20 protein-coding genes and 1 pseudogene are annotated in these 22658 nt (G+C 71.8%); 13 read left to right on the top strand and 8 right to left on the bottom strand.

From position 1 onward, the window contains the following. Positions 1–195 precede the first annotated feature (195 nt). The 3 genes from H0524_RS03240 to H0524_RS03230 form a co-directional block, all read right to left on the bottom strand. Positions 196–1020 carry an ABC transporter permease subunit gene (locus H0524_RS03240; protein ID WP_180197317.1) on the bottom strand — a complete coding sequence of 275 codons (825 nt, stop codon included), beginning with the start codon at positions 1018–1020 and terminating at the stop codon, positions 196–198. After that, positions 1017–1952 carry an ATP-binding cassette domain-containing protein gene (locus tag H0524_RS03235; RefSeq protein ID WP_180197316.1) on the bottom strand — a complete coding sequence of 312 codons (936 nt, stop codon included), beginning with the start codon at positions 1950–1952 and terminating at the stop codon, positions 1017–1019. Before H0524_RS03235 ends, H0524_RS03240 begins: the two co-directional genes overlap by 4 nt. A gap of 97 nt (positions 1953–2049) precedes the next feature. Then, on the bottom strand, positions 2050–2796 hold the full coding sequence (locus H0524_RS03230; RefSeq protein WP_180197315.1) for a hypothetical protein: 747 nt from the start codon (positions 2794–2796) through the stop codon (positions 2050–2052). Between the two features lie 101 nt (positions 2797–2897). Here H0524_RS03230 and H0524_RS03225 point away from each other — a divergent pair, with 101 nt between their 5' ends. From H0524_RS03225 to H0524_RS03190, 8 genes and pseudogenes are all read left to right on the top strand, one after another. Further along, positions 2898–3599 carry a response regulator transcription factor gene (locus H0524_RS03225; protein WP_018216830.1) on the top strand — a complete coding sequence of 234 codons (702 nt, stop codon included), beginning with the start codon at positions 2898–2900 and terminating at the stop codon, positions 3597–3599. Next, a complete protein-coding gene (locus H0524_RS03220) occupies positions 3596–5143 on the top strand; it encodes a cell wall metabolism sensor histidine kinase WalK (RefSeq protein ID WP_180197314.1) in 1548 nt (515 codons plus the stop codon). The genes H0524_RS03225 and H0524_RS03220 overlap by 4 nt, the downstream gene beginning before the upstream one ends. A 61-nt stretch (positions 5144–5204) precedes the next feature. Beyond that, positions 5205–6782: a trypsin-like peptidase domain-containing protein gene (locus tag H0524_RS03215; protein WP_180197313.1), complete on the top strand. Its 1578-nt coding sequence runs from the start codon at positions 5205–5207 to the stop codon at positions 6780–6782. Between the two features lie 276 nt (positions 6783–7058). Next, on the top strand, positions 7059–8201 hold the full coding sequence (locus H0524_RS03210; protein ID WP_180197312.1) for a glycosyltransferase family 4 protein: 1143 nt from the start codon (positions 7059–7061) through the stop codon (positions 8199–8201). Between the two features lie 84 nt (positions 8202–8285). Then, positions 8286–9116 carry a patatin-like phospholipase family protein gene (locus tag H0524_RS03205; protein ID WP_026322475.1) on the top strand — a complete coding sequence of 277 codons (831 nt, stop codon included), beginning with the start codon at positions 8286–8288 and terminating at the stop codon, positions 9114–9116. Between the two features lie 89 nt (positions 9117–9205). Then, positions 9206–9520 (top strand): annotated as a pseudogene (gene cutA, locus H0524_RS03200) (divalent-cation tolerance protein CutA); the annotation flags it as partial. Between the two features lie 181 nt (positions 9521–9701). After that, positions 9702–10745 carry an acyl-CoA desaturase gene (locus H0524_RS03195; RefSeq protein WP_180197311.1) on the top strand — a complete coding sequence of 348 codons (1044 nt, stop codon included), beginning with the start codon at positions 9702–9704 and terminating at the stop codon, positions 10743–10745. A gap of 131 nt (positions 10746–10876) precedes the next feature. Then, positions 10877–12028 (top strand): FHA domain-containing protein, encoded by a 1152-nt coding sequence (locus H0524_RS03190; RefSeq protein WP_180197310.1) that lies wholly within the window; start codon positions 10877–10879, stop codon positions 12026–12028. A 58-nt stretch (positions 12029–12086) separates the two neighbouring features. Here the strand turns inward: H0524_RS03190 and rocD are convergent, their stop codons facing one another. The 3 genes from rocD to H0524_RS03175 all read right to left on the bottom strand — a co-directional run bounded on the left by rocD (position 12087) and on the right by H0524_RS03175 (position 15704). Beyond that, positions 12087–13301 carry an ornithine--oxo-acid transaminase gene (rocD, locus tag H0524_RS03185; protein WP_180197309.1) on the bottom strand — a complete coding sequence of 405 codons (1215 nt, stop codon included), beginning with the start codon at positions 13299–13301 and terminating at the stop codon, positions 12087–12089. Then, positions 13302–14111, bottom strand: coding sequence for a dimethylargininase (gene ddaH, locus H0524_RS03180; protein WP_180197601.1), 810 nt, complete (start codon positions 14109–14111; stop codon positions 13302–13304). A 222-nt stretch (positions 14112–14333) separates the two neighbouring features. Continuing rightward, positions 14334–15704 (bottom strand): FAD-dependent oxidoreductase, encoded by a 1371-nt coding sequence (locus H0524_RS03175; protein WP_180197308.1) that lies wholly within the window; start codon positions 15702–15704, stop codon positions 14334–14336. Between the two features lie 139 nt (positions 15705–15843). On the opposite strand from H0524_RS03175, the gene H0524_RS03170 reads away from it, so the two are divergent. Both H0524_RS03170 and fabG read left to right on the top strand, forming a co-directional pair. After that, a complete protein-coding gene (locus tag H0524_RS03170; RefSeq protein WP_026322473.1) occupies positions 15844–17298 on the top strand; it encodes a carbohydrate-binding protein in 1455 nt (484 codons plus the stop codon). A gap of 184 nt (positions 17299–17482) precedes the next feature. Continuing rightward, positions 17483–18238, top strand: coding sequence for a 3-oxoacyl-ACP reductase FabG (gene fabG / locus H0524_RS03165; protein ID WP_018726017.1), 756 nt, complete (start codon positions 17483–17485; stop codon positions 18236–18238). Here fabG and H0524_RS03160 read toward each other — a convergent pair. Beyond that, positions 18211–18765 (bottom strand): hypothetical protein, encoded by a 555-nt coding sequence (locus H0524_RS03160; RefSeq protein WP_180197307.1) that lies wholly within the window; start codon positions 18763–18765, stop codon positions 18211–18213. The two genes, fabG and H0524_RS03160, sit on opposite strands and share 28 nt — an antisense overlap. Beyond that, entirely contained in the window at positions 18758–19174 is a 417-nt protein-coding gene (locus tag H0524_RS03155; protein WP_180197306.1) for a hypothetical protein, read from the bottom strand. Before H0524_RS03155 ends, H0524_RS03160 begins: the two co-directional genes overlap by 8 nt. Before the next feature lie 105 nt (positions 19175–19279). Between H0524_RS03155 and H0524_RS03150 the strand changes: the two genes are divergently transcribed. From H0524_RS03150 to H0524_RS03140, 3 genes are all read left to right on the top strand, one after another. Further along, the gene (locus tag H0524_RS03150; protein ID WP_180197305.1) at positions 19280–20185 is read left to right on the top strand and encodes a Gfo/Idh/MocA family protein; all 906 of its coding nucleotides are present in this window, start codon (positions 19280–19282) and stop codon (positions 20183–20185) included. Between the two features lie 298 nt (positions 20186–20483). Next, a complete protein-coding gene (erm, locus tag H0524_RS03145; protein WP_180197304.1) occupies positions 20484–21278 on the top strand; it encodes an ErmE/ErmH/ErmO/ErmR family 23S rRNA (adenine(2058)-N(6))-methyltransferase in 795 nt (264 codons plus the stop codon). Between the two features lie 40 nt (positions 21279–21318). Next, positions 21319–22575 carry an erythromycin esterase family protein gene (locus H0524_RS03140; protein WP_180197303.1) on the top strand — a complete coding sequence of 419 codons (1257 nt, stop codon included), beginning with the start codon at positions 21319–21321 and terminating at the stop codon, positions 22573–22575. Positions 22576–22658 lie beyond the last annotated feature (83 nt).

The raw sequence follows: 22658 nt of genomic DNA, 5'->3' as shown, positions 1-22658 counted from the left end.
AGGTTCCAGGCTACGCCGTACCAAACCGATAGGAGTTGCCGACTCGGCTCCGTGGGGGGTTTCACAGAAAATGCCAGAAGTCTGCCAGTCGCGGTGTCTCCCGTCAGCTCCTGGTAACCCGGCCCGAGCAGCCCGTTGGCTGCGGACGGCGTACCTGCCCGAAGAGCAGGTACGCCGTCCACCTGATGGATTCCGTCAGGAGATGTCCCGCCGACGCATGATGAGGATGCCGATCAGCCCGGAGACCAGCCCATAACCGATCAGTACGGCGGCTCCGGCCCAGCGCGGCGGCTCCCCCGGGATGTCGACCCCGGTGATCATGAGTGCGGAGGCCAGCGACGGCACCAGTAGTTGCAGGTTGTTGACCCAGTCGCCGAATTTGATGGCCGCCATGGCGAGCACGGTCAGCGCCCCGATCGTGCCCCCGAGATACAGCAGAATCCCGGTGACGGTGGCGCCGATCTGGCTGCGGATGAGCGTCCCCAGGCCGACCCCGAAGAACGCCCAGAGCAGGTAGGCCAGCCCGTTGAGCGCAACGGCCTCCCAGACGGCGCCGCCCCACTGGGCGCCCACCCCGACCTGCTCCAGGATCGCCGTCCCGGCGAGCAGGTTCGCGCCGGTCGTCCCCAGCCAGAAAATCAGCGCCAGGCAGGCCGTCGCGGCGAGCTTGGCCAGGACGACCGCGCTGCGCCGCGGAGTGGTCAGGAAGGTGGTGGTCACGGTCTGGTGGAAGAACTCACCGGTTACCACGATGATGCCGAGCAGCATCACCATCAGCAGGGCGAGGAACTGGCCGTTCGTGTAGAGGTTGGCCGCCAGCGCATCCGGCTGGGACACCGCCCTCACCGCCTCGGCCTGTTCCGCCGGCACGTCGCCGAACCGGTCCCGGGCGACCAGCTCGGTCTGCCCCCAGTTGAAAAGCAACGTGATGCCCCACAGCGGCAGGTAGATCAGAGCCATGATCCACCACGTCTTGGTCGTGCGGACCTTGAACAGCTCGGCGCGGATCAGGTTGCTCATCGGATGCCTGCCCTTCCGGCCGTCAGCTCCAGGAAGACGCCCTCCAGGTCGGGGCGTTCGGTGGTGAGCTCGTGTAGTTCCACGCCGGCGGCCAGGGCGGCCCGGCCGACCGTCGGCCCGTCCGCGCCGACGACCAGCAGCGCTCCCTGGTCGTCCACCTCCACCGTCGCCGACGCCCGCTCCAGCGCGGCGCGCAGTGTCTCGGCCTGCGGGGTGCGCACCCGGACCCGGGCGGTCTGCGCCATCGAGCCGATGACCCGATCCACCGGGCCCTGCCGGACCAGTTGGCCCGCGGCGATGATGACGACATCGTCCGCCAGGAGCTGCATCTCTGACAGCAGGTGGCTGGAGACCAGCACGGTGCGCCCCTCGGCGGCCAGGCTCTTCAGGAAGCCGCGCATCCACCGGATGCCCTCCGGGTCGAGCCCGTTGGCCGGCTCGTCCAGAATCAGCACCCGGGGGTCGCCGAGCATCGCCGCGGCGATGCCCAGGCGCTGCTTCATGCCCAGCGAGTAGCCCTTGAACCTGCGCCGGGCCGCCGGCGCCAGACCGACCTGGGCCAGCACCTCGTCAGCCCGGGAGCGGGGCAGCCCGGCGGCGGTGCAGATCATCCGCAGGTGGTTGATGCCGGTGCGCCCCTTGTGCGCGCTGGACGCCTCCAGCACCGCGCCGACGTGCCGCAGCGGGTCGGTCAGGGCGGCATACCGCCGCCCGCCGATGGTGGCGTGGCCAGCCGTCGGGGTGACCAGGCTCAGCAGCATGCGCAGGGTGGTGGTCTTGCCGGCACCGTTCGGGCCCAGGAACCCGGTGACCCGCCCCGGCTCCACCCGGAAGGAGAGGCCGTTGACCGCGCGAACACTGCCGTAGATCTTTGTCAGCCCGGAGACCAGGATCTCGCCGGTGGTGTCGGGGCTCGACCGTCCGTCCGTCATTCTTCTCCCAGGTTGTGTCGGGATCACCGTGGCCAGTTTGACCGCGCGGTGCAAACTCACCGCGGCCTGGGATTCTGCCCGGACAGATGCCGGTCGGCTACCCCGCGATCCAGGTGGCGCGGGCGTAGCCCAGAAGGTTGCCGTCCGGGGCGAACAAGCTGCTGTGCACCTCGGCTTTGCGGCCCTGGGCGCGGGTCAGCACCCCGGTGACCACGCACTCGTCGCCAGGGCGCGGCGCGGCCAGCACGACCGCGGAGATCCGGCCCAGCAGGTACGGCCGGCCGGGGGCGATCACCGACCAGCCCCCGGGACAGTCCAGCGCCGCCCACGTGGTGACCACGTCTGCTCCCGCCGGCACCCGGAACGGGGCGGCGGTGCGCCCGGCGGAGAGCGGGCCGGGGAAGATCCGCAGCCCGTCGGCGCGCTCCGGGCCGCACACATAGCAGCTGGGAAACGGGTGGTTGACCAGCCCGGGGTAGTCGGCTGCGGCGGCCCGGGCGGTCGCCAGATCCACCGGTTCCGCCACCGGGTCGAAGGCGGCAACCGTCGCGATCTCGGCGATGAGGTGGCCGGCCGGATCGCGGACCTCGCCCGCGTCGAGGGTCAACGGCGTCTCCAGCGGCGGCGGCCGGCGCAGGGTCACCTGCACCGGATCCGGGTCGGGTCGGGGGTGCCGACCGCCGGGCGTCGGTAGCGGAGCGTTCTGGGCGGCCACCGCGAACGTGCCCGCGCTCCACCCGCCGTTTCCCGAGCCCGGCGGGCCGTTGTGCCGCGAGTCGATGATCACGCTGTCCTCCTCCGGTCGGCGCCGGCCCGGTCGCCGGTCCGCCGGGCAGCCTCCCATGGCCCTGCCGCAGCTGCCCAGGGGCGGCCGGCTCCTCCGTTCACAGAGTTCTTTCAGGAACCACCCAGGCGCGTCGCAGCCGGGGCGCGGATGATGGCTGCATGGCGGCTACCCAGACCGAGGCCCGACTGCTCGTCGTCGAGGACGACCCGAACATTCTCGAGTTGCTCTCCGCGAGCCTGCGCTTCGCTGGTTTCGACGTGGCGACCGCGACCAGCGGTAGCGCCGCGTTGAGCACGGCGAAGACGCACCGCCCCGATCTGGTCGTGCTGGACATCATGCTGCCGGACCTGGACGGGTTCGAGGTCATCCGGTTGTTGCGCGAGGGGGGCACCCGCACTCCGGTCGTCTTCCTGACCGCGCGGGACGCCACCGACGACAAGATCCGCGGCCTGACCCTGGGTGGCGACGACTACGTGACCAAGCCGTTCAGCCTGGAGGAGTTGACCGCCCGGATCCGGGCGGTACTGCGCCGCAGCGCCAGCGGTGAGCAGGCCCCGGCCCGGCTCACCTTCGCCGACCTCGAACTCGACGAGGAGGCCCACGAGGTGCACCGGGCGGGGCAGCGGGTGCAGCTCTCCCCGACGGAGTTCAAGCTGCTGCGGTACCTGATGCTGAACGCCAACCGGGTGCTCTCCAAGGCGCAGATCCTCGATCACGTCTGGAACTACGACTTCCGGGGCGACGACAACATCGTCGAGTCGTACATCTCGTATCTTCGGCGCAAGGTCGACAACACCCAGCCCCGGTTGATCCACACTCTCCGCGGGGTCGGGTACGTGCTCCGCAAGCCGGCAGCGTGAACGCCGTTTCGCAGGCGAAGGCCGGACTGCGCCGGATCCCGCTCCGGGTCAAGCTGATCGCCGCGGTCCTCAGCCTGGTGGCGGTCGCGCTCCTGGTGATCAGCACGTTGACCACGGTCTTCCTCCGGAGCCACCTGATCAACCAGGTGGACGAGGAGCTGAAGTTCACGACCGGAAACTTCGAATCCGGCGGGCCTTGGCTCGCAGCGAACGGCATTCCGACGGATTACTTGATCATTGTGACGAGCCCCAGAGCTGGGTTGGGCGCCGGGATGTACGACTCGAACCGGTTCGAGGAGCGAGACCTGCCCCCGGCGCCGGCGGACGCCGCGGGGTTTCGGCGCCTGGCCGGTGAGCCGTTCACCGTCCGCGCGGAGGGCAACGATGTGCACTGGCGAATGCTCTACACGGAGCTGCCGACCGGAGAGTGGCTGGCCGTCGGGCAGCACCTGACCGAGGTGGATCAGGCCGTCAAGCAGCTGGTCTGGATCGACCTGCTGGTGGGCACATCGGTGTTGCTCCTGCTCGCCTCGATCGGCGCGGGCATCGTCCGCGCCAGCCTGAAGCCCCTCGACGAGATCGAGCAGACCGCCGCCGCGATCGCCGGCGGCGACCTGACCCGCCGGGTGCCGGACCCCGAGGCGGGTAACCCGCAGCCGACCTCGGAGCTGGGGCGGCTGTCCCGGGCGCTCAACATGATGCTCGCCCAGATCGAGGCGGCCTTCGCCGCCCGAGCCACCTCGGAGACCGCCGCCCGCGCTGCCGAAGCGACAGCTCGGGACGCCGCCGCGCACGCGCAGGCGTCCGAGTCCCGCGCTCGGAGCTCTGAGGAGCGGATGCGGCAGTTCGTCGCGGACGCCTCGCACGAACTGCGTACCCCACTGACCACCATCCGGGGCTTCGCCGAGCTGTACCGGCAGGGCGCTGCGCGGGATCCTGAGCAGACCGGCGACCTGCTGCGTCGGATCGAGGACGAGGCGGCCCGGATGGGGCTGCTGGTGGAGGATCTGCTGCTGCTCGCCCGGCTGGACCGGGAGCGTCCGCTGCAGCCGGCCCCGGTGGAGCTGCCGGTGCTGGCCGCCGACGCGGTGGCGGCGGCCCGGGCGGTGGCCCCGGACCGGCAGATCGACCTGGACATCGTCGCGGGCTCCGGGCCGCTGGTGGTGTACGGCGACGACGCGCGACTGCGGCAGGTGATCGGCAACCTGATGACCAACGCCCTGACGCATACCCCACCAGGGGCGTCGGTGACGCTACGGCTGCGGTCCGAGCCCGGTGCGCTGGCGGTGGTGGAGGTCGCCGACACCGGGCCGGGGCTCTCCGGTGAGCAGGCCGAGCGGGTGTTCGAGCGCTTCTACCGGGTGGACGCGGCCCGGACCCGCCGGGCCGGTGGCAACACCGGGACCGGGCTGGGGCTGGCGATCGTCGCCGCGCTGGTCGCCGCCCACCAGGGCACGGTGGAGGTGGCGCAGACTCCGGGCGGAGGCGCGACGTTCCGGGTCCGGCTGCCCCTGGCGCCGGCACCGACCGGTGACGAGGTGTAATTTCAGCCAATCCACAGCTGGGTTTCAGGCTGATCGAAGTGGTAGCGGAGAAGGTGGTTCCATGACCGACTACGAGTCCGACCCGCAGCGTCGGCAGACCCCCGGGGAGGCCGAGGCGCCGCACCCCACTGTCGATCTGTCCCGCCTCGAGGGCACCCAGTCCGACTCTTCGGCCGCTACCCCCGGTGCGGACCGTGGCGTCGCGCTGCCCGCCGACGCCCCGGCCGACCGTACGGAGGTGTTGCCGTCCCCGGCCCCGGACACCCCGCTGTCGGCCGACCGTACGGAGGTGTTGCCGTCCCCGGCCCCGGACACCCCGCCTTCGGCCCCGGACACCCCGCCGTCGCCCGACCCCGCGGTGCCGCTCGCCCCCCGGCTCGGCGCCGCGCCCGTCACCGGGCCGCCCGGCGGGCACCCCTATCCACCCGGCTACTCGCCACAACACCCCGGCGTTCCCTGGTACGGGCCGCAGTCCACCGCGTGGAGCGGGGGGCAGCCGGGCGGGTACGGAGCCCCGTTCTACCCGGGTCAACCAGCGCAGCTGACCGGGCAGCCCACACCACCGTGGTTGGCACCGCGAACCGCTCCGAATCCGGGCAGCCGGGTCGCGAAGTTCATCGGTGCGGGCGTCGCGGTGCTCGCCCTGATGTTCGGCTCCGGTGTCGCCGGCGGTGCACTCGCACTCGCCCTGAGTGACGGCTCCGGCGTCACGCGCACCTACTCTGCGGCCCCGATCATCGACAGCGCCGACCTGCCGCGGATCGCCGCCGCGGTGCAGCCCAGCGTGGTGTCGATCGGCACCGACACTGGCGGGGGCTCGGGCGTGATCCTCACCGCCGACGGATACGTGCTGACCAACAACCACGTGATCGCCACCGCCAGTGGCGGCACCGTGCTGGTTACCTTCGCTGACGGCGAGACGGTGTCGGCGCAGATCAAAGGCACCGATCCCAAGACCGACCTGGCGGTGGTCAAGGCCGCCGGGGTCAGCGACCTGACGCCGGCGGAGTTCGGCGACAGCGACGCGATGCAGGTCGGCGATCAGGTCCTCGCCCTCGGTAGTCCACTGGGTCTGCAGGGGTCGGTGACCGCCGGCATCCTCAGCGCGCGGGACCGCACCATCCAGGCCGGCGGTTCGGAGCAGGACCCGGCGGCGGGAGTCACCTCGATCTCGGGGCTGTTGCAGACCGATGCGCCGATCAACCCGGGCAACTCCGGTGGGGCGCTGGTCAACACCCGAGGTGAGGTGATCGGGATCAACACCGCGATCGCCACCAGCGGCCAGGGCAGCACCGGCAACATCGGGGTCGGCTTCGCCATCCCCAGCAACAAGGCCGGGGACGTCGCCGAGAAGCTGCAACGGGGCGAGAAGGTCAGCCACCCCACCCTCGGTGTCAGCGTCACCGCAGCCGAGGGCGGCGGCGCCCTGGTGGCCGAGGTCCTCCCCGGCAGCGCTGCCGAGCGGGCGGGTTTCCAGCAAGGCGACGTCATCACCCGGTTCGGCGAGAAGGTGATCAGCGACTCCGAAGATCTGGTCGCCGTGGTCCAGGCCGGGAAGGTGGGCGACCGGGTGGATGTGACCTACAAGCGAAACAATGTTGAAGCGACGGCAACCGTGACGCTCGCCGAAGCGTCCTAAGAAGTGATGCCCACCCAGGGCGTCACTGTGATCGGGACTTTCCTCCTCCCTCCTGCGGCGGGTGGTGGAGCCAAGGGGGTTGGCTCCACCACCCGCCGCGTCCTTTGGTGACGGTGGTTCACCCCGGAGCGGGTGAACCACCGTCACCTCGGCTTTCGGCGTGTCGGCGGGCGAACCAGGGCCGGCCGGAGCGGTGGGGGTGCGCCCGGCTTGTCCGGTTTAGTCGGGTGGCAACCGGGAAATCGCCCCCGACTGGCAGCCGTGCTGGGGGCGGGCATGGCGGTGTCCACCAGCGGCCCCGGAGGGGGACTCGTGGCGCGCAACCGCGAGGACGGCAGCGTGGCCGGGCGGCCACTACGGATCGCGATGGTGGTCCCGCCGTGGCTGTCGGTGCCGCCGGCCGGCTACGGCGGCCTGGAGCACGTCGTCGCTGGCCTGGTGGACGGGCTGACCGCCCGGGGCCACCTGGTGACCCTCTTCGGGACGGGCGAGCAGAGCGGGACCACCGCCCGTTACGTCTCGACCGACGCCGAGCTGAAGTTTCACCGGATGGGTGAGGCGCTGCCGGAGCTGGCCCACCTCGTTCAGGTGAATCAGTTCGTCACTCCGGAACACTTCGACGTGGTCCACGACCACACCACGATCGGACCCCTGTTGGCCGGACGCCGGTCCGTGCCCACCGTCGCCACCGTGCACGGCAACCCGGTCGGGGAGTACGGCACCGTACTCGGGGATATCGACCGGGGCGTCGGTCTGGTGGCCATCTCCCACGCCCAACGGCGGCTCAACCCGCGGCTGCCCTGGGTCGGCACCGTGCACAACGGGCTGGACATCGAAGAAATCCCGCACAAGCTGACTCCGGGTCGGGGGCCGGTGCTCTGGCTGGCCCGGTTCAGTCCGGACAAGGGACCCGATCTCGCCATCCGTGCCTGCCGAGCGGCCGGCCTGCCACTGATCCTCGCCGGCAAGTGCAACGAACCGGCCGAACGTCGTTACTTCGACGAGGTGGTCCGGCCGATGCTGGGCGACGATGTCACCGTTATCCTCGACGCCGACCGGCGGGACTCATTCCGCCTGCTCCTCGACGCCCGCTGCCTGGTGCTGCCAATCCAGTGGGAGGAGCCGTTCGGCGTCGTCATGCTGGAGGCGATGGCCACCGGGACGCCGGTGGTGGCGCTCCGTCGAGGTGCCGTGTCGGAGTTGATCGTGCCGGGCCGCACCGGTCTGATCTGCGAGAGCGGCGACGAGTTGCCGGGGGCGCTGCGGAATGTGGGCGGCCTGGACCCGGCGGTCTGCGTCGCGCACGTGGCGGAGAACTTCTCCATCGCCCGGCTGGTTGACGGCTACGAGACGGTGCTGCAGCGGTTCGTCGCGGCGGTGGTCCCCGCGCGCGAACCCGCCCCCACCACGTTCCGCTGAGGGCGGCGGCCGGATCAGTCCGCGCGGGGGCGGCGGGTGACGGGCCGCGGGGGCGGCGGCGCAGCCCATGCCAGGATGGCAGCTATGGCTGGGGGTCCGGTGGCGTTCGTGCTCGGAGGCGGCGGCGTTCTCGGTGCGGTCGAGGTCGGCATGCTGCGCGCTCTGTTCCGCGCCAATATTCGGCCCGACCTGGTGTTCGGCACATCGATTGGTGCGGTCAACGGGGTGCTGGTGGCCGCCGATCCGTCCACTACGGTCACCGACCGGCTGGTCCGGCTCTGGGCCTCCCCCGAGGCGAGCGAGGTGTACGGCGACTCGGTGGCCCGGCAGCTACGCCGGTTCGCCGCGCGTACCCATCTGCACTCGCCGCGGCCACTGCGCAAACTGTTGGAGCGGGAACTCGGCGCCGACACCACCTTCGCGGACCTGCGGGTGCCCTTCCGCTGCTGCGCGGCGAACATCGAGCGGGCCGCCGAGCACTGGTTCGACACCGGGCCGGTGGTGCCGGCCGTCCTCGCCAGCGCCTCCGTGCCGGGTCTTCTCCCCCCAGCCCAGATCGACGGCCAGCACTACATCGACGGCGGTGTGGTCAACTCGATCCCGATCGGCGAGGCGGTGGCGGCTGGCGCCACCCGGATCTTCGTGCTGCAGGTGGGGCGAATCGAACGCGAGCTCAGCCCACCACGGCGGCCCTGGGAGATCGCCCAGGTCGCGCTCGAGATCGCCCGCCGGCACCGGTTTGCCCGCGAGTTGGCCGCCGTGCCCGACGGGGTTCAGGTGCATGTGCTGCCGACCGGAGGAATACAGCCCCGGGAGGACTCGCCGTGGGCGTACCGGGACACGGCGGCGGTGGGGCGGCGGATCAGTCGGGCCTACACGGCCTCGCGGCACTACCTGGCCCAGTTGGACCGCTGACGCCACCACCACCCCGGTGGCGGTGCGGGACGCGGTCGCGTGGATCGTGACGCACGTCTGTTCTGTGCCGGTCCACGTAGGGTGACCGGGTGGAGGAGATCTGTGTGGTGACGACGGTGGTGGACGAGCGCGCGGTCGCGGCGGGGCTCGCGGACGCGGCGGTGGCCGATCACCTGGCGGCCTGCGCGCAGGTGGGCGGCCAGGTGGACAGCACGTACTGGTGGCAACAGCGCGTCGAGACCAACTCCGAATGGTCCGTGCAGTTCAAGACCGCCCCGGGTCGGGTCGGCGCGCTGGTCGAGCAGATCCGGGCCAACCACCCCTACGACGTACCGGAGATCCTGGTGAACCGGATGGAGAGCAACCCCGACTACGCCGCCTGGGTCCACGAGCAAACCCGTCCGTGGCCCGCCCCGGTAGGGCGTACCCCACCGTCGGCCGGGGGCGTACCACCACCGTCGGCCGGGGGCGTAATCCCACCTCCAGTCGGGGGCGTACCGGCTTACTCGGCGCAACTGCCCTCGGCAGACTCGGTGTCGATGGTCGAGCTGACCGGCCCGGCCGGAGTCGAGGAGGGGGTGGGCGATGATGCGGCAGCTGGTGTCGGATCCGCCGGTACGGGGCAGTGACTACGCCGAGTTGTCCCGGCGGATTCGGGCGGCGGGACTTCTGGAGCGCCGGCCCGGCTGGTATGCGGTGCGGATCGCGGCAACCAGCGCGTTTTTCGGCGCGGCCTGGGCGCTGGTCATCCTCGTCGGCGACTCCTGGGGACAAGCCGCGGTCGCGGTGCTGATGGCGGTGGCCAGCACCCAGGTGGCCTTCCTCGGCCACGACGCCGGGCACCGACAGATGTTCCGGCGGCGCGGGCCGAGCGAACTGGTCGGTCTGTTCGCCGGGAACCTGGCGGTCGGGCTCAGCTACGGGTGGTGGGTGGAGAAGCACAATCGGCACCACGCCAACCCCAACCACGCCGACGAGGACCCGGACGTGGGGGCGGGCGCGTTGGTCTGGTCGGTGGAGCAGGCCCGGGCAACCCGGGGGTTCGCTCGGTGGCTGGCTCGCCGGCAGGCGTTCCTCTTCTTCCCGATGCTGTTGCTGGAAGGGCTGAACCTGCATCTGTCGAGCCTGCGAGCCATCGTTGGGCGGGGGCCGGACGGGCGGTTCCAGACGCCGATGCGGCACCGGGTTGCGGAGGCGTTCCTGCTCGCCGCGCACACTGTCCTCTACGCTGGTGGCCTGCTGCTGGTGATGTCACCGGGGAAGGCGTTGGTCTTCGCGGTGGTGCACCAGGGGCTGTGGGGGCTGTACATGGGGTGCGCGTTCGCTCCGAATCACAAGGGCATGCCGATGCCGACCACCGGTGACCGGCTGGACTTCCTGCGGAAGCAGGTGATCACCGCACGGAACGTACGAGGTGGTCGGTTTGTCGATGTCGCGTTGGGTGGGTTGAACCAGCAGATCGAACACCACCTGTTTCCGAGCATGCCGCGCGGCAACCTGCGCCGGGCCCAACCGATCGTCCGGGCCTACTGTGCGCAGCGGGGCGTCCCGTACGTCGAGGTGGGACTGGTGGAGTCGTACCGGCAGGCGCTCGCGCACCTGCACGCGGTTGGCCGACCGTTGCGCTGAGCGAGTAGCGCTCCAGCGGTGGCGAGCTGGCGTCGACACCGCTGGTCAGCTCCCTACCAGCGGTGCCGGTAGGGTCGGCTCGTGGCAGCCGTGCGCACCGGGCGGAGGGCGACCCTCGTGGGGGAGATCCGATGAGATTCGAGATCAGTAAGGTGCTCGACGCCATTGAGGGCCGGGTGTCCACCGACCCCTGGCTGACCCGCGCGGTGCTCGACCTGGCCGAGGTGATTCGGTACCAGGATATTGACGGTGGTCGGCCGGCCAGTCTGCTCCGCCTCGGCATGGTGATTGACGCCCTGGCGCGTCACCTGGAGGAGGACAGCGTCCCGGTCTACGCGGTGGTGCACCGGGGCGTGCTCTCGGACGCCGACCTGACCTCGAACGAGCGGATGGTGGTGCGGCGCTGGGCCGATGACGGCCTGGTGGAGGTGCTGGACAATCCCGGTGGTCGAATGCTGGAGGTCGCCGACCTGCTCGGGCTTCCGGTGCTGAGCCGGGCCCGGTTCGACGGGTTGCGGGGCAGCTACCCCTGGGTGGCCGACCAGCCCGGCCGGGTGGTCGCCCCGGTCCCCGCCCAGAGTGGGCCGACCTTCGTCGCGCACGTCGGGGGCGGGGACGCCCTCTCCGCCGGGGAACGGTCCGTGGCCGGCGCCAACCTGTTGGCGCGGCACTGGCGCTGCCCCGAGTCCCCGTGCGCGCTCTTCGGCCAGGGCGGTGGGGGTGGGGCCTTCGCCGATCTGGCCGCGGTCAGCGATCGCAGCCCGGTGACGCAGCCGCCGCCCAGCCTGCGCGGGGGAGTGCCGACCTGCCCCCGGCACGGCGCTCGGCTCAGCGACGCGGGTCCGCGTCCGCGGTCGGCGGTGTTGGCGGTCCGGGTCGGTGGCCTGATCCGGCGTCGGTTCGTGCTCACCGACTCCGAACCGGTGCTGGTCGGGCGGGCTCCGGAGGCTGACGGCGGGATCATTCTCGGTCAGTGGCTCAACGATGAGGCCCGCCGGTGGATCAGCCGCAGCCACCTGCGACTGGAGTTGCGGGTCGGCGAGATCGTCGTCACCGACGTGAGTACCAACGGCTCGGGGATCCGGCCGAACGGGTCGATGGTGGAGGCGGAGCGGGTCCCGCTGGCGCCGCAGCAGTCTCGGGTGCTGGCCGAGGGGGAGATGGTGGAGCTGTACCCGGGCGTGCAGGTCGGGCGCCCGGACGAACTGCCGGCTGGCGCGCCGTACACCCCGACCTCGGTGATGGCCGAGGCGCCGACGATGGCGATGCGCCTGCCGCGTTGACCGGCCCCGGCGGGGGTGCCGGGTCACCCGGCCCGGCACCCCCGCCGCGGTACGCGGGCTATTCGGTGAGGATCGCGGCGAGCTGTGCCACCGCGTGGTCGGTCTCGTCCTCGGTGATGACCAGGGGCGGGGCCAGGCGGAGGGTGGAGCCGTGGGTGTCCTTGGCGAGGACGCCGCGGCGCATCAGCCGTTCGCTCGCCTCCCGCCCGCTCATCAGGGCCGGGTCGATGTCCAGGCCGGCCCAGAGCCCGCGGCCCCGGACCGCGAGCAGGCCCTTGCCGACCAGCGCCTGAAGCCCGGCGTGTAGCCGGGCGCCGAGCGCGGCGGAGCGGCGCTGGAACTCGCCGGTGGCCAGGAGCCGGACAACCTCGGTGGCGACCGCGGCGGCGAGCGGGTTCCCACCGAAGGTGGAACCGTGCTGGCCCGGTTGGAGCACGCCGAGCACGTCGGCATCCGCCGCGACGGCCGAGACCGGCACGATGCCGCCACCGAGAGCCTTACCGAGCAGGTACATGTCCGGCACCACAGCGTCGTGCTCGCAGGCGAACGTGGTGCCGGTGCGGCCGAGGCCGGACTGGATCTCGTCGGCGATCAGGAGCACGTTCCGGTCGGTGCAGACCCGTCGTACGCCCGGCAGGTAGCCGGTCGGCGGCACGATCACCCCCTGCTCGCCCTGGATCGGTTCGAGCAGCACCGCGACGGTGTTCTCGTCGATGGCGGCGCTCAGCGCCGCCAGGTCGCCGTAGGCGACGATGCGGAAGCCCGGCGTGTACGGCCCGAAGTCGGCGCGGGCGTCCTCGTCGGTGGAGAAGCTGACGATGGTGGTGGTACGACCGTGGAAGTTGCCCTCGGCCACCACAATGTTCGCCTGCTCCGCCGCGACCCCCTTGACCCGGTAGCCCCATTTGCGGGCCACCTTGATGCCGGTCTCGACGGCCTCGGCCCCGGTGTTCATCGGCAGCACCAGCTCTTTGCCGCAGAGCTGGGACAGCTCCCGACAGAAGTCGGCGAACTGGTCGTGGATGAAGGCGCGGCTGGTCAGGGTGAGCCGGTCCAGCTGGGCGTGGGCGGCTTCGACCAGCCGCGGGTGGCGGTGCCCGAAGTTGAGCGCCGAGTAGCCGGCCAGGCAGTCCAGGTAGCGGCGGCCGTCCACGTCGGTCACCCAGGCACCCTCGGCCGAGGAGATGACCACCGGTAGCGGATGGTAGTTGTGCGCTGTCCACCGTTGTGCGTCGCGTACGGCCGCGGGTGTCCGTACCTCGTTTTTGATCATCTACTCGCCTCCCTGCCGGAGTCGCAACGTGCAGCACTTCGGGCCCCCGCCGGCCTTACGCAGCTCGGACAGGTCGATCCCGATCGTCTGGTAGCCCCGCTCCCGCAGCTGCGCCGCCAAGCCGGTGGCCTGCGCCGGCAGGACGACGTGCTGGCCGTCGCTGACCGCGTTGAGGCCCAGGACCGCGGCGTCGGCCATGCTGGCGAGTACGGCGTCCGGGAAGAGCCGGCGCAGTACCGCCTGGCTGCCGGGGGAGAAGGCCTCGGGGAGGTAGGCGATGGTGTGCTCGTCCAGCACGGTCAACGCGGTGTCCAGGTGGTAGAAGCGGGGGTCCACCAGCTGCATGGTGAGGACCGGGTAGCCGAAGACCTCCTGCAGCTGCGCGTGGGCGGGGTGCGCGGTCCGGAACCCGGTGCCGGCGAGGAGGTAGCCACCGGCGAGCAGGATGTCGCCTTCTCCCTCGTTGACGTGCTTCGGGTCGTGCACCTCGAGGCCGGCGGCGTCGAACCAGGCACGGTAGGCGGGCGCCTCGTCGGCGCGCTGCGGGTCCCGGAACTGCACCGCCATGGCCCGGCCGCCGAGGACCGTGCCGCCGTTGGCGGCGAAGACCATGTCGGGTAGGCCCGGCAGCGGGGTGATCTCCTCGACGGTGTGGCCGAGGTCCCGGTAGGTCTGGCGTAGCTGTTCCCACTGCCGGTTCGCCAGGTCGACGTCGACCGGCGCGGTCGGATCCATCCACGGATTGATCGCGTAGTCGACGGCGAAGTATGTCGGCCGGCACATGAGGAAGCGCTGGCGGGTGGCGTCCATCGGCATTGTCCTGCTCCCAGGGTCGGGCGCGCCCTGGCCACCGTGGCCCGTGGGCTGGCGCCGTTGCTCCACGGTATGCGGCGCCGGCCTGCGGGATCCACCGTAGGAAGTTGCTTTGGCCGTCGGATCATTGCGTGTGACGCCTCGTCAGCAGCGTTTCATTGCAGGTGCGCCTCCGGAGGAGCCCCGACTGCTCCGGCCGGACGGGGAGGTGGACCGGCGTCACCGTCCGAGGGCGTCGACGGCCTTCCGCGCGGCGATCAGCACCGGATCCCAGACCGGGGAGTACGGCGGGGCGTACCCGAGGTCCAGGGCGGTCATGTCATCCACCGTCATGCCGTTCCAGAGCGCCACGGCCAGGGCGTCGATCCGCTTCGCCGCCTCCGACCAACCCACGATCTGGGCGCCGAGGAGCCGCCCGGTGGGCCGTTCGGCGATGAGTTTGACGGTCATCGGGCGGGAGCCGGGGAAGTAGCCGGCGCGGTTGGTGGACTCGGTGATCACCGAGACGAACTCGAAACCCGCTGCCGCGGCGTCCTGCTCCCGGAGCCCGGTGCGGCCGACCTCCAGGTCGCAGACCTTGATCACCGCGGTGCCGATCACCCCGGGGAAGGTCGCGTACCCGCCACCGATGTTGACGCCGGCGACCCGGCCCTGCTTGTTGGCGTGCGTGCCCAGCGGGATGTGTACGGGCATTCCGCTGACCCGGTGCAGGCACTCCACGCAGTCACCGGCGGCCCATACGTCGTCAACTCCGGGTACCCGCATGCGCCGGTCCACCCGCAGCGCCCCGCTGGGCCCGACCGGCAGCCCGGCGGCCTCGGCGAGCGCGACGTTGGGGCGGACACCGAGGCCGAGTACGACCAGGTCGGCGGGGATCGGTCCGTCGGAGGTGAGCACCGTGCAGACCCGCCCGTCTCGCTCCTGTAGGCCGGTCACCTCCAGGCCGGTGCGGATCTGCACCCCCACTCCGTGCATGGCGTCATTGACCAGCTTGGCCATGTCCGGGTCCACGGTCGACATCGGCTGACTGGCCTTCTCGACCAGGGTGACCTCCAGTCCACGCTGAATCAGCGCCTCGGCCATCTCGACTCCGATGTAGCCCCCGCCGACCACGACCGCCTGGCGGGGTCGCGGATCGGTGTCCAGCCAGTCCCGGAGGGCGGCGCCGTCGTCGAGGGTCTGCACGCCGAAGACGCCCTTCACCCCGGTGCGCGCCCAGTCGGGCCGCAGTGGGTGGGCGCCGGTGGCGTAGACCAGGGTGTCGAATCGCTCCCGAACCTCGCCGCCGTTGGCCAGGTCCCGGGCGACCACCTCGCGCCGGTCGAGGTCGACCGCGGTGACCTCGTGCCGTAGCCGGACTCCGATGTTGAACCGCTCGCGGAAGGTCGTCGGATCGCGGGCGACCAGTTGGTCGCGTTGCGGCACCAGGCCGCTGATCCAGTACGGGATGCCGCAGGCCGAGTAGGACGTGAACTGGCCCCGCTCGAAGGCGATGATCTCGAGGTCGTCCGGGCCGCGGCGGCGGCGGGCCTGGGACGCCGCCGCCATCCCGGCGGCATCGCCGCCGATGACGATCAACCGTTCTGCCACCAGCTCATCCTGTCACGGATCGACCCGGGTCCGGGGGTGCTGAGCGGAGGTGGAAGAGATCGACATTGACAACTACGTGGCGGGCACGTACAACTCGGAGAGAGCGCTCTCTCGACCCGTCCCCCAGAGAGGCACGTTCATGGACACCCCACCCGGGGCGCCTGCCGCCCTGCCCGCGAGACGCCGGAAGCGACTGGCGTTGGCGCTGTTCACTGCCCTCACCACCACCGCCCTGGCCGGTGTCGCGGTCACCGCGAGCGCCGCCGTGCCCACGCCCGCCCCCGGCTGGAGCCTGGTCTGGAGCGACGACTTCGACGGCGCCGCCGGCACCCTGCCCTCCTCGGCCAACTGGATCATCGATCTCGGCACCAGCTACCCCGGCGGCCCGCCCAACTGGGGCACCGGCGAGATCCAGACGTACACCGACAGCACCGCCAACCTCAGTCACGATGGTGCGGGCAACCTACGAATCACCCCCCTGCGCGACTCGGCCGGCGGGTGGACCTCGGCCCGGATCGAGACCGTACGGACCGACTTCAAGCCGCCGGCCGGCGGCGTCCTCGCGATCGAGGGCCGGCTCCAGGTGCCGAATGTGACCGGGGCTCCGGCGGCCGGCTACTGGCCGGCGTTCTGGGCACTCGGGTCGCCGTACCGGGGCAACTTCCAGAACTGGCCGAGCGTCGGCGAGTTCGACGTGATGGAGAACGTCAACGGGATCAACTCGGTGTGGGGCGTGCTGCACTGCGGCTATGCGCCGGGCGGGCCGTGCGACGAGTTCAACGGCATCGGTGCCGCCCGAACCTGCCCGGGAGCCACCTGTCAGTCGGCGTTCCACACCTACCGGTTCGAGTGGGACGCCTCGGTCAGCCCGCAGGAACTGCGCTGGTACGTCGACGGCGAGCAATACCACACGGTGACGCAGACCCGGGTCGGTGAGCCGGCCTGGTCGCAGATGACCAGTCACGACGGCTACTTCCTGCTGCTCAACGTGGCGATGGGTGGCGCCTTCCCGAACGGTGTCGCCGGGGGGACCACCCCGACCGCCGCCACGGTGCCGGGTCGGCCGATGCTTGTGGACTACGTCGCGGTCTACAGCCGGGGCGCCGGCACCGCCCCGCCCACCACCGCGCCACCGACCACCGCCCCGCCCACCACCGCGCCACCGACCACCCCACCGCCGGGTGGGGCGCGGGACGCGTACGCGACGATCGAGGCCGAGTCGTTCGACGGCCAGTACGGCGTTCAGGTGGAGGGCGCCACCGAGGGCGGGGAGAACATCGGCTACCTGCGCAACGGTGACTGGGCCCGGTACGACAACGTCGAGTTCGGCGCCAGCCCGCCACGGGACTTCGTCGCCCGGGTCGCCTCCGGCGCCGGTGGTGGGGTGAGCGGGTTGGTCGAGGTGCGCCTGGACAGCCCGACCAGCCCGCCGATCGGCAGCTTCGCGATCGGCAGCACCGGCGGCTGGCAGAGCTGGCGTTCGGTGCCCGGCAACGTCGCCGGCCCCACCGGTCGCCACACGGTCTACCTGACCTTCACCAGCGGCCAGCCGAACGACTTCGTCAACGTCAACTGGTTCACCTTCCGCCGCTAGCGGTGCGAGCGGCCCTGGTCGGCTTCCCGCCGGTGTCAACCAGGGCCGCTCGCCGGCTGCTCCCCCTCGGCAGCGCCGTGGGCAGCCGGTCGCGCACCCGAGCGGCGACCGCGTCCTGGGCGGGCAACGAGTCGACTCGAGTGGGCTAAGCTCCTCGGATCGATCGACGTTACTGGGAGGTAGCATGTCGGAGCAGCGGGTCGCGATCGTGACCGGCGCGGCGCGGGGCATCGGAGCGGCCACCGCCCGGCGGTTGGCCGCCGACGGGTTGGCCGTAGCGGTGGTGGACATCGACGAGTCCGCGACCGGTGCGACCGTCGCCGCCATCGCCGAGGCGGGTGGTCGGGCGCTCGGCGTCGGTGCGGACGTGTCGGACCGGGCCCAGGTGGAGGCGGCCGTCGAGCGGGTCGCCGCCGATCTCGGCGCACCCACCGTCCTGGTGAACAACGCCGGTGTGCTGCGGGACAATCTGCTGTTCAAGATGTCCGACGCGGACTGGGACACGGTGCTGGGCGTGCACCTGCGGGGTGCCTTCCTGTTCAGTCAGGCCACCCAGCAGCACATGGTCGAGCAGCGGTGGGGCCGGATCGTCAACCTCTCCAGCACCTCCGCGCTCGGTAACCGGGGGCAGGCGAACTACGCCGCGGCCAAGGCCGGTCTGCAGGGCTTCACGAAGACCCTCGCGATCGAGTTGGGCCCGTTCGGGGTGACGGTCAACGCCGTCGCTCCGGGCTTCATCGTCACCGACATGACCGCGGCGACCGCCGCCCGCATGAAGGTCGACTTCGAGGCGCTGCAGAAACACGCGGAGGCGGAGATCCCGGTCCGCCGGGTGGGCCGCCCGGAGGACATCGCGCACACCATCTCGTTCCTGGCCAGTGCGGGCGCGTCCTTCCTCTCCGGGCAGGTCCTCTACGTCGCCGGCGGACCGAAGGACTGATCCGGCGCGACCCGGGACGGCCTCGGCCGGCTGGCCGCGGCCAGGTCGAGGTCGTGGCGGGTACGCCAGAGCCAGAGCAGCCCGAGCACCGGCAGCACCAGCGGGATGTAGCCGTACCCGCTGCCGAAGCCGGACCAGACCGTCTCGTCCGGGAACAACTCCGGCCGGGCCTGGCTGACCGCGCCGACACCCACCACCCCGACCAATTCGACCGTGCAGCAGGCCAGTGCGATCAGGCGGCCGGTGCGACCGGCCCGGCCCAGCCCCACCGCCGCCACGATGTAGACCGCGGCGGCGAAGGCGGAGAGGAGGTACGCCATCGGCGCCGCCTCGAACCGGGTGGCGATCTGGAGGCCGGCCCGGCTGGTGGCGGCGATGGCGAAGAGCAGGTAGACCGCGATCAGGAGGCGACCGGGGCCGGAATTGGTCCGGGTCCGATCGGCGGGCGGGCGCCCGGCGGGTTGCGGGCGCCCGGCGGGCGGACGCTCGGCAGGTCCCGGGCGCTCGGTGGGTTGCGGGTCAGCCACCGAGCACCGTCCAGGTCTGTTGGAGTCGGACCAGAACCACCGGGGTGACCAGGCAGATCGTGCAGACGATGGCCGACCCCCACCGGGTGGGTTCCATTCGGGCCAGCACCCAGGCCAGCGGGGGTAGGCAGACCAGGGTGGCCAGGTAGCCGAAGAAGGATCCCGGCTCATCCGGCCGCTGGCCCCCACCGAGGGCGACCAGGGTGACGACGGTGAGCACGAGCAGCGCCGCTTCCAGCACTGCCAGGCCGGCGAACTGTGCCCGGTCCGGGGCGCGGTGCCGCAGGGTCGCCACGAGGGCCCAACCCGCGACGAGGAGGGAGAGCGCGATCGGGACGGCGGCGAGGAGCCCGTCGACTGGAAGATCGCCGGCAGCGCTGGTGGTCGCGCTCGCGTCGGTCACCGGCACACTCTACTAATCCGGGTAGTACACCTGCCGGTGGCGTCCCTGCCCCGCCGGATAGCGTTGTCTGCGACACCGCGGTGGGTCGCGGCGCCGACTGGTTGGAGGTTCGTGGTGCGGTTTGGGTTGTTCGGTACCGGGCACTGGGCGGGCGAGGCGCACGGAGCGGGCCTGGCCGCCCATCCCCGTACCGAGTTGGTCGGTGTCTGGGGGCGGGATCCGGCGAAGGCCGCCGCACTCGCCGAGCGGTACGGCGTGCCGGCGTTCGACGACGCCGACGCGCTGATTGAGGCCTGCGACGCCGTGGCGATCGCCCTGCCACCTGATGTGCAGGTCGAGCTGGCGACCCGGGCCGCCGCCGCGGGGCGGCACCTGCTGCTCGACAAGCCGCTCGCGTTGACCCTTGCCGAGGCCGACCGCCTGGTCGCCACGGCCCGGGCCGCCGACGTCGCCTCGCTGGTTTTCTTCACCCAGCGCTATCACCAGAACGTCACCAACTTCCTCGCCGCCACCGCCGCGGACGGCGGCTGGCAGCACGCCGAGGCGACCCTCTTCAGCTCGATCTTCCAGCCGGGCAGCCCGTACGCGGGCTCCACCTGGCGGCGTGAGCACGGCGGGCTCTGGGACATCGGTCCGCACGCGCTGTCCCTGATCCTGCCGGTCATGGGGCGGGTCACCCGGGTCGCGGCGATGAACGGCCCCCGAGGGCTGGTACACCTGCTGCTCAACCACGACAACGGCGCCACCAGCAGGCTGTCGCTCACCCTGGACGCTCCCAGCGGAGTGGTCCGTCAGGACGTCGTCTTCTACGGCGAGAGCGGCATCGAGGCTGCTCCCCACGGCAACGGCACCCTGGCCGGGGCGTTCGGGACGGCGATCGACCAGCTCCTGGCGGAGATCGACTCGGGGACCCGGGATCACCGCCTCGACGTCCGGTTCGGTCGTGACGTGGTGGCCATCCTGGCGGCGGCGGAGACGGCCCGCGCCGAGGCCCGCACCGTTGAGGTGCCCGCGTAGCCGCACTAGCGCCGGTACGGCGAAAACCTGTCGTGTGCGGCGACCGGGGCGACTACAGTCCGGGCCATGTTCGCGTACCCCCTGACTGAGTGGGCTGCCGCACCGGCTGCCCACGGGCCGCTGTTGGTGGCCCGCCCGCGCGTTCGGCGTCCGGCCCCGGCCGGCGCCCGCCGCGCCTGACCCACCGCGCACCGCGCGCCAGCGCCGAGGGCCGTCCGAGTCCCGACCCACCCGGACAGGCCCCGATTCCGGCTGCCTGTCCAGCGTCGCCACCGGGCGACAGACAGGACGACGATCCATGGCGCCCCGCCGTACCCGAGCAACCGAACGCGACCGGTCCCGTCGCGTACTCTCCCAGAACTTTCTCGTTGACCCGGCCGCGATCAGCCGGCTGACCCGGGCGGCCCGGCCCGACCCGGACCGCCTCCTGCTGGAGGTGGGTGCCGGGCGTGGCCAGCTGACCCGGCTGCTCGCCGCCCGCAGCCGTCGCCTCATCGCCTACGAGGTGGACCCGGTCGCCGCCGCCGAGCTGCTCCGAAGCTGCGCGGATCTGCCCACTGTGACCTGTCGGCAGGCCGACTTCCTGACCGCCCCGGCGCCGCGGTCACCCTTCGACGTGGTCGGCAACATTCCGTGGTCGCTCACCTCCGCCGTGGTCCGCTGGTGCCTGGCCGCGCCGGGCCTGCGCGCGGCCACCCTCCTCACCCAACTCGAGTACGCCCGCAAGCGCAGCGGTGACTACGGGTGGTGGACGCGGTTGACCGTGCGCAGCTGGCCGGAGTTCAGCTGGCGGCTGGCCGGGCGGGTGCCCCGGACGGCGTTCCGTCCGGTCCCGCGGGTGGACGCCGGCATCCTGCGGGTCGAGCGCCGCCGGGAGCCGCTGCTGCCGGTGGCGGCGCTGCCCGCGTACCGCCGGATGGTGGAGTTGGGCTTCGACGGCGTCGGCGGCTCGCTCGCGGCGTCGCTGGCCCGCCACCACCCGCGGGCGCGGCTGGCCGCGGCGCTGCGAGCGACCCGACTCGATCCGGCGACCCCGGTCGGTCAGGTCTGGCCGGAGCAGTGGCTGGTCCTGTTCCGCCTGCTGGGGGCTTAGCGCATGTTTGCCCACCCGGTGGGCAGGGTAGCCGCCCGGCATGCTGGTGCGGCGGCTCGGCGCCCCGAGTGATTTCGACCCGTTGCTGGAGCGCGCCCGGGACGCTCGGATCGTGCTGCTCGGGGAGGCGACCCACGGCAGCCACGACTACTACCGGCTGCGCGGGGAGCTGACCCGGCGGCTGATCGCCGAGGGCGGCTTCTCGTTCGTCGCGGTGGAGGGGGACTGGCCGGACTGCGACCGGGTACACCGCTCGGTCACGGCCGCCCCCGATGCCGCCGTCGAGCCGCAGGCCGCCCTCGAACGGTTCGAACGGTGGCCCACCTGGATGTGGGCGAACGCGGAGGTGGCCCGCTTCTGCCGCTGGCTGCGGGAGTGGAACGGGCAGCGGCCCGAGCCGGAACGGGTCGGTTTCCACGGACTGGACGTCTACAGCCTGTGGGAGTCGATGCAGGCCATCTTCGACTACCTGGGGGAGGAGGCGCCGGGGGCGCTGGACGCCGCGCAGGACGCCTACCGGTGCTTCGAGCCGTACGGACGGCGGATCGAGGAGTACGGCACAGCGAGCCGGTTCGTCTCCGCGCGCTGTGAGGACGAGGTGGTCTGCCTACTGGCGCGGATTCGCGAACACGCGGCGACCGACGGTGCGGGCGCCTTCTCGGCCTGGCAGAACGCGGAGGTCGTCTCCGGCGCGGAGCGGTACTACCGGGCCATGATCGGCGGTGGACCGGAGTCGTGGAACATCCGGGACAACCACATGGCCGACACGCTGGACCGGCTGCTGGAGCGCTACGGCCCGGGGGCACGTGGGGTGGTGTGGGCCCACAACACCCACGTCGGGGACGCGCGGGCAACCGACATGGTCGCCGACGGCATGGTGAGCCTCGGCCAGCTGGCCCGGGAGCGGCACGGCCGGGACGAGGTCGTCCTGGTCGGGTTCGGTAGCCATCGGGGCACGGTGGTCGCCGCCCCGCAGTGGGGCTCGCCCGCCGAGAGGATGAACGTTCCGCCGGCCCGGGAGGGATCGGTGGAACGGCGGCTACACGAGCTGCTACCGGAACAGGCGGTGCTGGTCTTCGGCGGCGCCGACCAGCCCGGCTGGGTGACCGAGCCGCTGGACCACCGGGCGATCGGGGTGGTCTACAACCCCTCGTTCGAGTCCTGGGGTAACTATCAGCCGACCCGGCTGGGGGAGCGGTACGACGGGTTCGTCTGGTGTGACGAGGCGACCGCGCTGGAACCACTCCCCGCTCGGGGCACCCGCGGTGAGTTGGAGACGTACCCGGCCGGGGTGTAGCGGGCCCGCCAGGGGGAGGCCCGGGGCCACGTACCACGGGAGGGACCCCTGCTCCGGCACGTCACGCGTACCGGAGCAGGGGT

Source organism: Salinispora sp. H7-4, from assembly GCF_013416675.1.
Lineage (GTDB): Bacteria > Actinomycetota > Actinomycetes > Mycobacteriales > Micromonosporaceae > Micromonospora > Micromonospora vitiensis.
Note: the sequence above shows the minus strand (reverse complement) of the source record. Positions and strands in the feature narration are given on the sequence as shown.

Bases quoted from the DNA above. Each gene is read 5' to 3' on its own strand.
- H0524_RS03140 (WP_180197303.1), top strand. From the start codon at position 21,319: ATGCTGGTGCGGCGGCTCGGCGCCCCGAGTGATTTCGACCCGTTGCTG.
- H0524_RS03215 (WP_180197313.1), top strand. From the start codon at position 5,205: ATGACCGACTACGAGTCCGACCCGCAGCGTCGGCAGACCCCCGGGGAG.
- H0524_RS03230 (WP_180197315.1), bottom strand. From the start codon at position 2,796: ATGGGAGGCTGCCCGGCGGACCGGCGACCGGGCCGGCGCCGACCGGAG.
- H0524_RS03195 (WP_180197311.1), top strand. From the start codon at position 9,702: ATGATGCGGCAGCTGGTGTCGGATCCGCCGGTACGGGGCAGTGACTAC.
- H0524_RS03170 (WP_026322473.1), top strand. From the start codon at position 15,844: ATGGACACCCCACCCGGGGCGCCTGCCGCCCTGCCCGCGAGACGCCGG.
- rocD (WP_180197309.1), bottom strand. From the start codon at position 13,301: ATGATCAAAAACGAGGTACGGACACCCGCGGCCGTACGCGACGCACAA.
- erm (WP_180197304.1), top strand. From the start codon at position 20,484: ATGGCGCCCCGCCGTACCCGAGCAACCGAACGCGACCGGTCCCGTCGC.
- fabG (WP_018726017.1), top strand. From the start codon at position 17,483: ATGTCGGAGCAGCGGGTCGCGATCGTGACCGGCGCGGCGCGGGGCATC.
- ddaH (WP_180197601.1), bottom strand. From the start codon at position 14,111: ATGGACGCCACCCGCCAGCGCTTCCTCATGTGCCGGCCGACATACTTC.
- H0524_RS03240 (WP_180197317.1), bottom strand. From the start codon at position 1,020: ATGAGCAACCTGATCCGCGCCGAGCTGTTCAAGGTCCGCACGACCAAG.
- H0524_RS03210 (WP_180197312.1), top strand. From the start codon at position 7,059: ATGGCGGTGTCCACCAGCGGCCCCGGAGGGGGACTCGTGGCGCGCAAC.
- H0524_RS03235 (WP_180197316.1), bottom strand. From the start codon at position 1,952: ATGACGGACGGACGGTCGAGCCCCGACACCACCGGCGAGATCCTGGTC.
- H0524_RS03190 (WP_180197310.1), top strand. From the start codon at position 10,877: ATGAGATTCGAGATCAGTAAGGTGCTCGACGCCATTGAGGGCCGGGTG.
- H0524_RS03205 (WP_026322475.1), top strand. From the start codon at position 8,286: ATGGCTGGGGGTCCGGTGGCGTTCGTGCTCGGAGGCGGCGGCGTTCTC.
- H0524_RS03225 (WP_018216830.1), top strand. From the start codon at position 2,898: ATGGCGGCTACCCAGACCGAGGCCCGACTGCTCGTCGTCGAGGACGAC.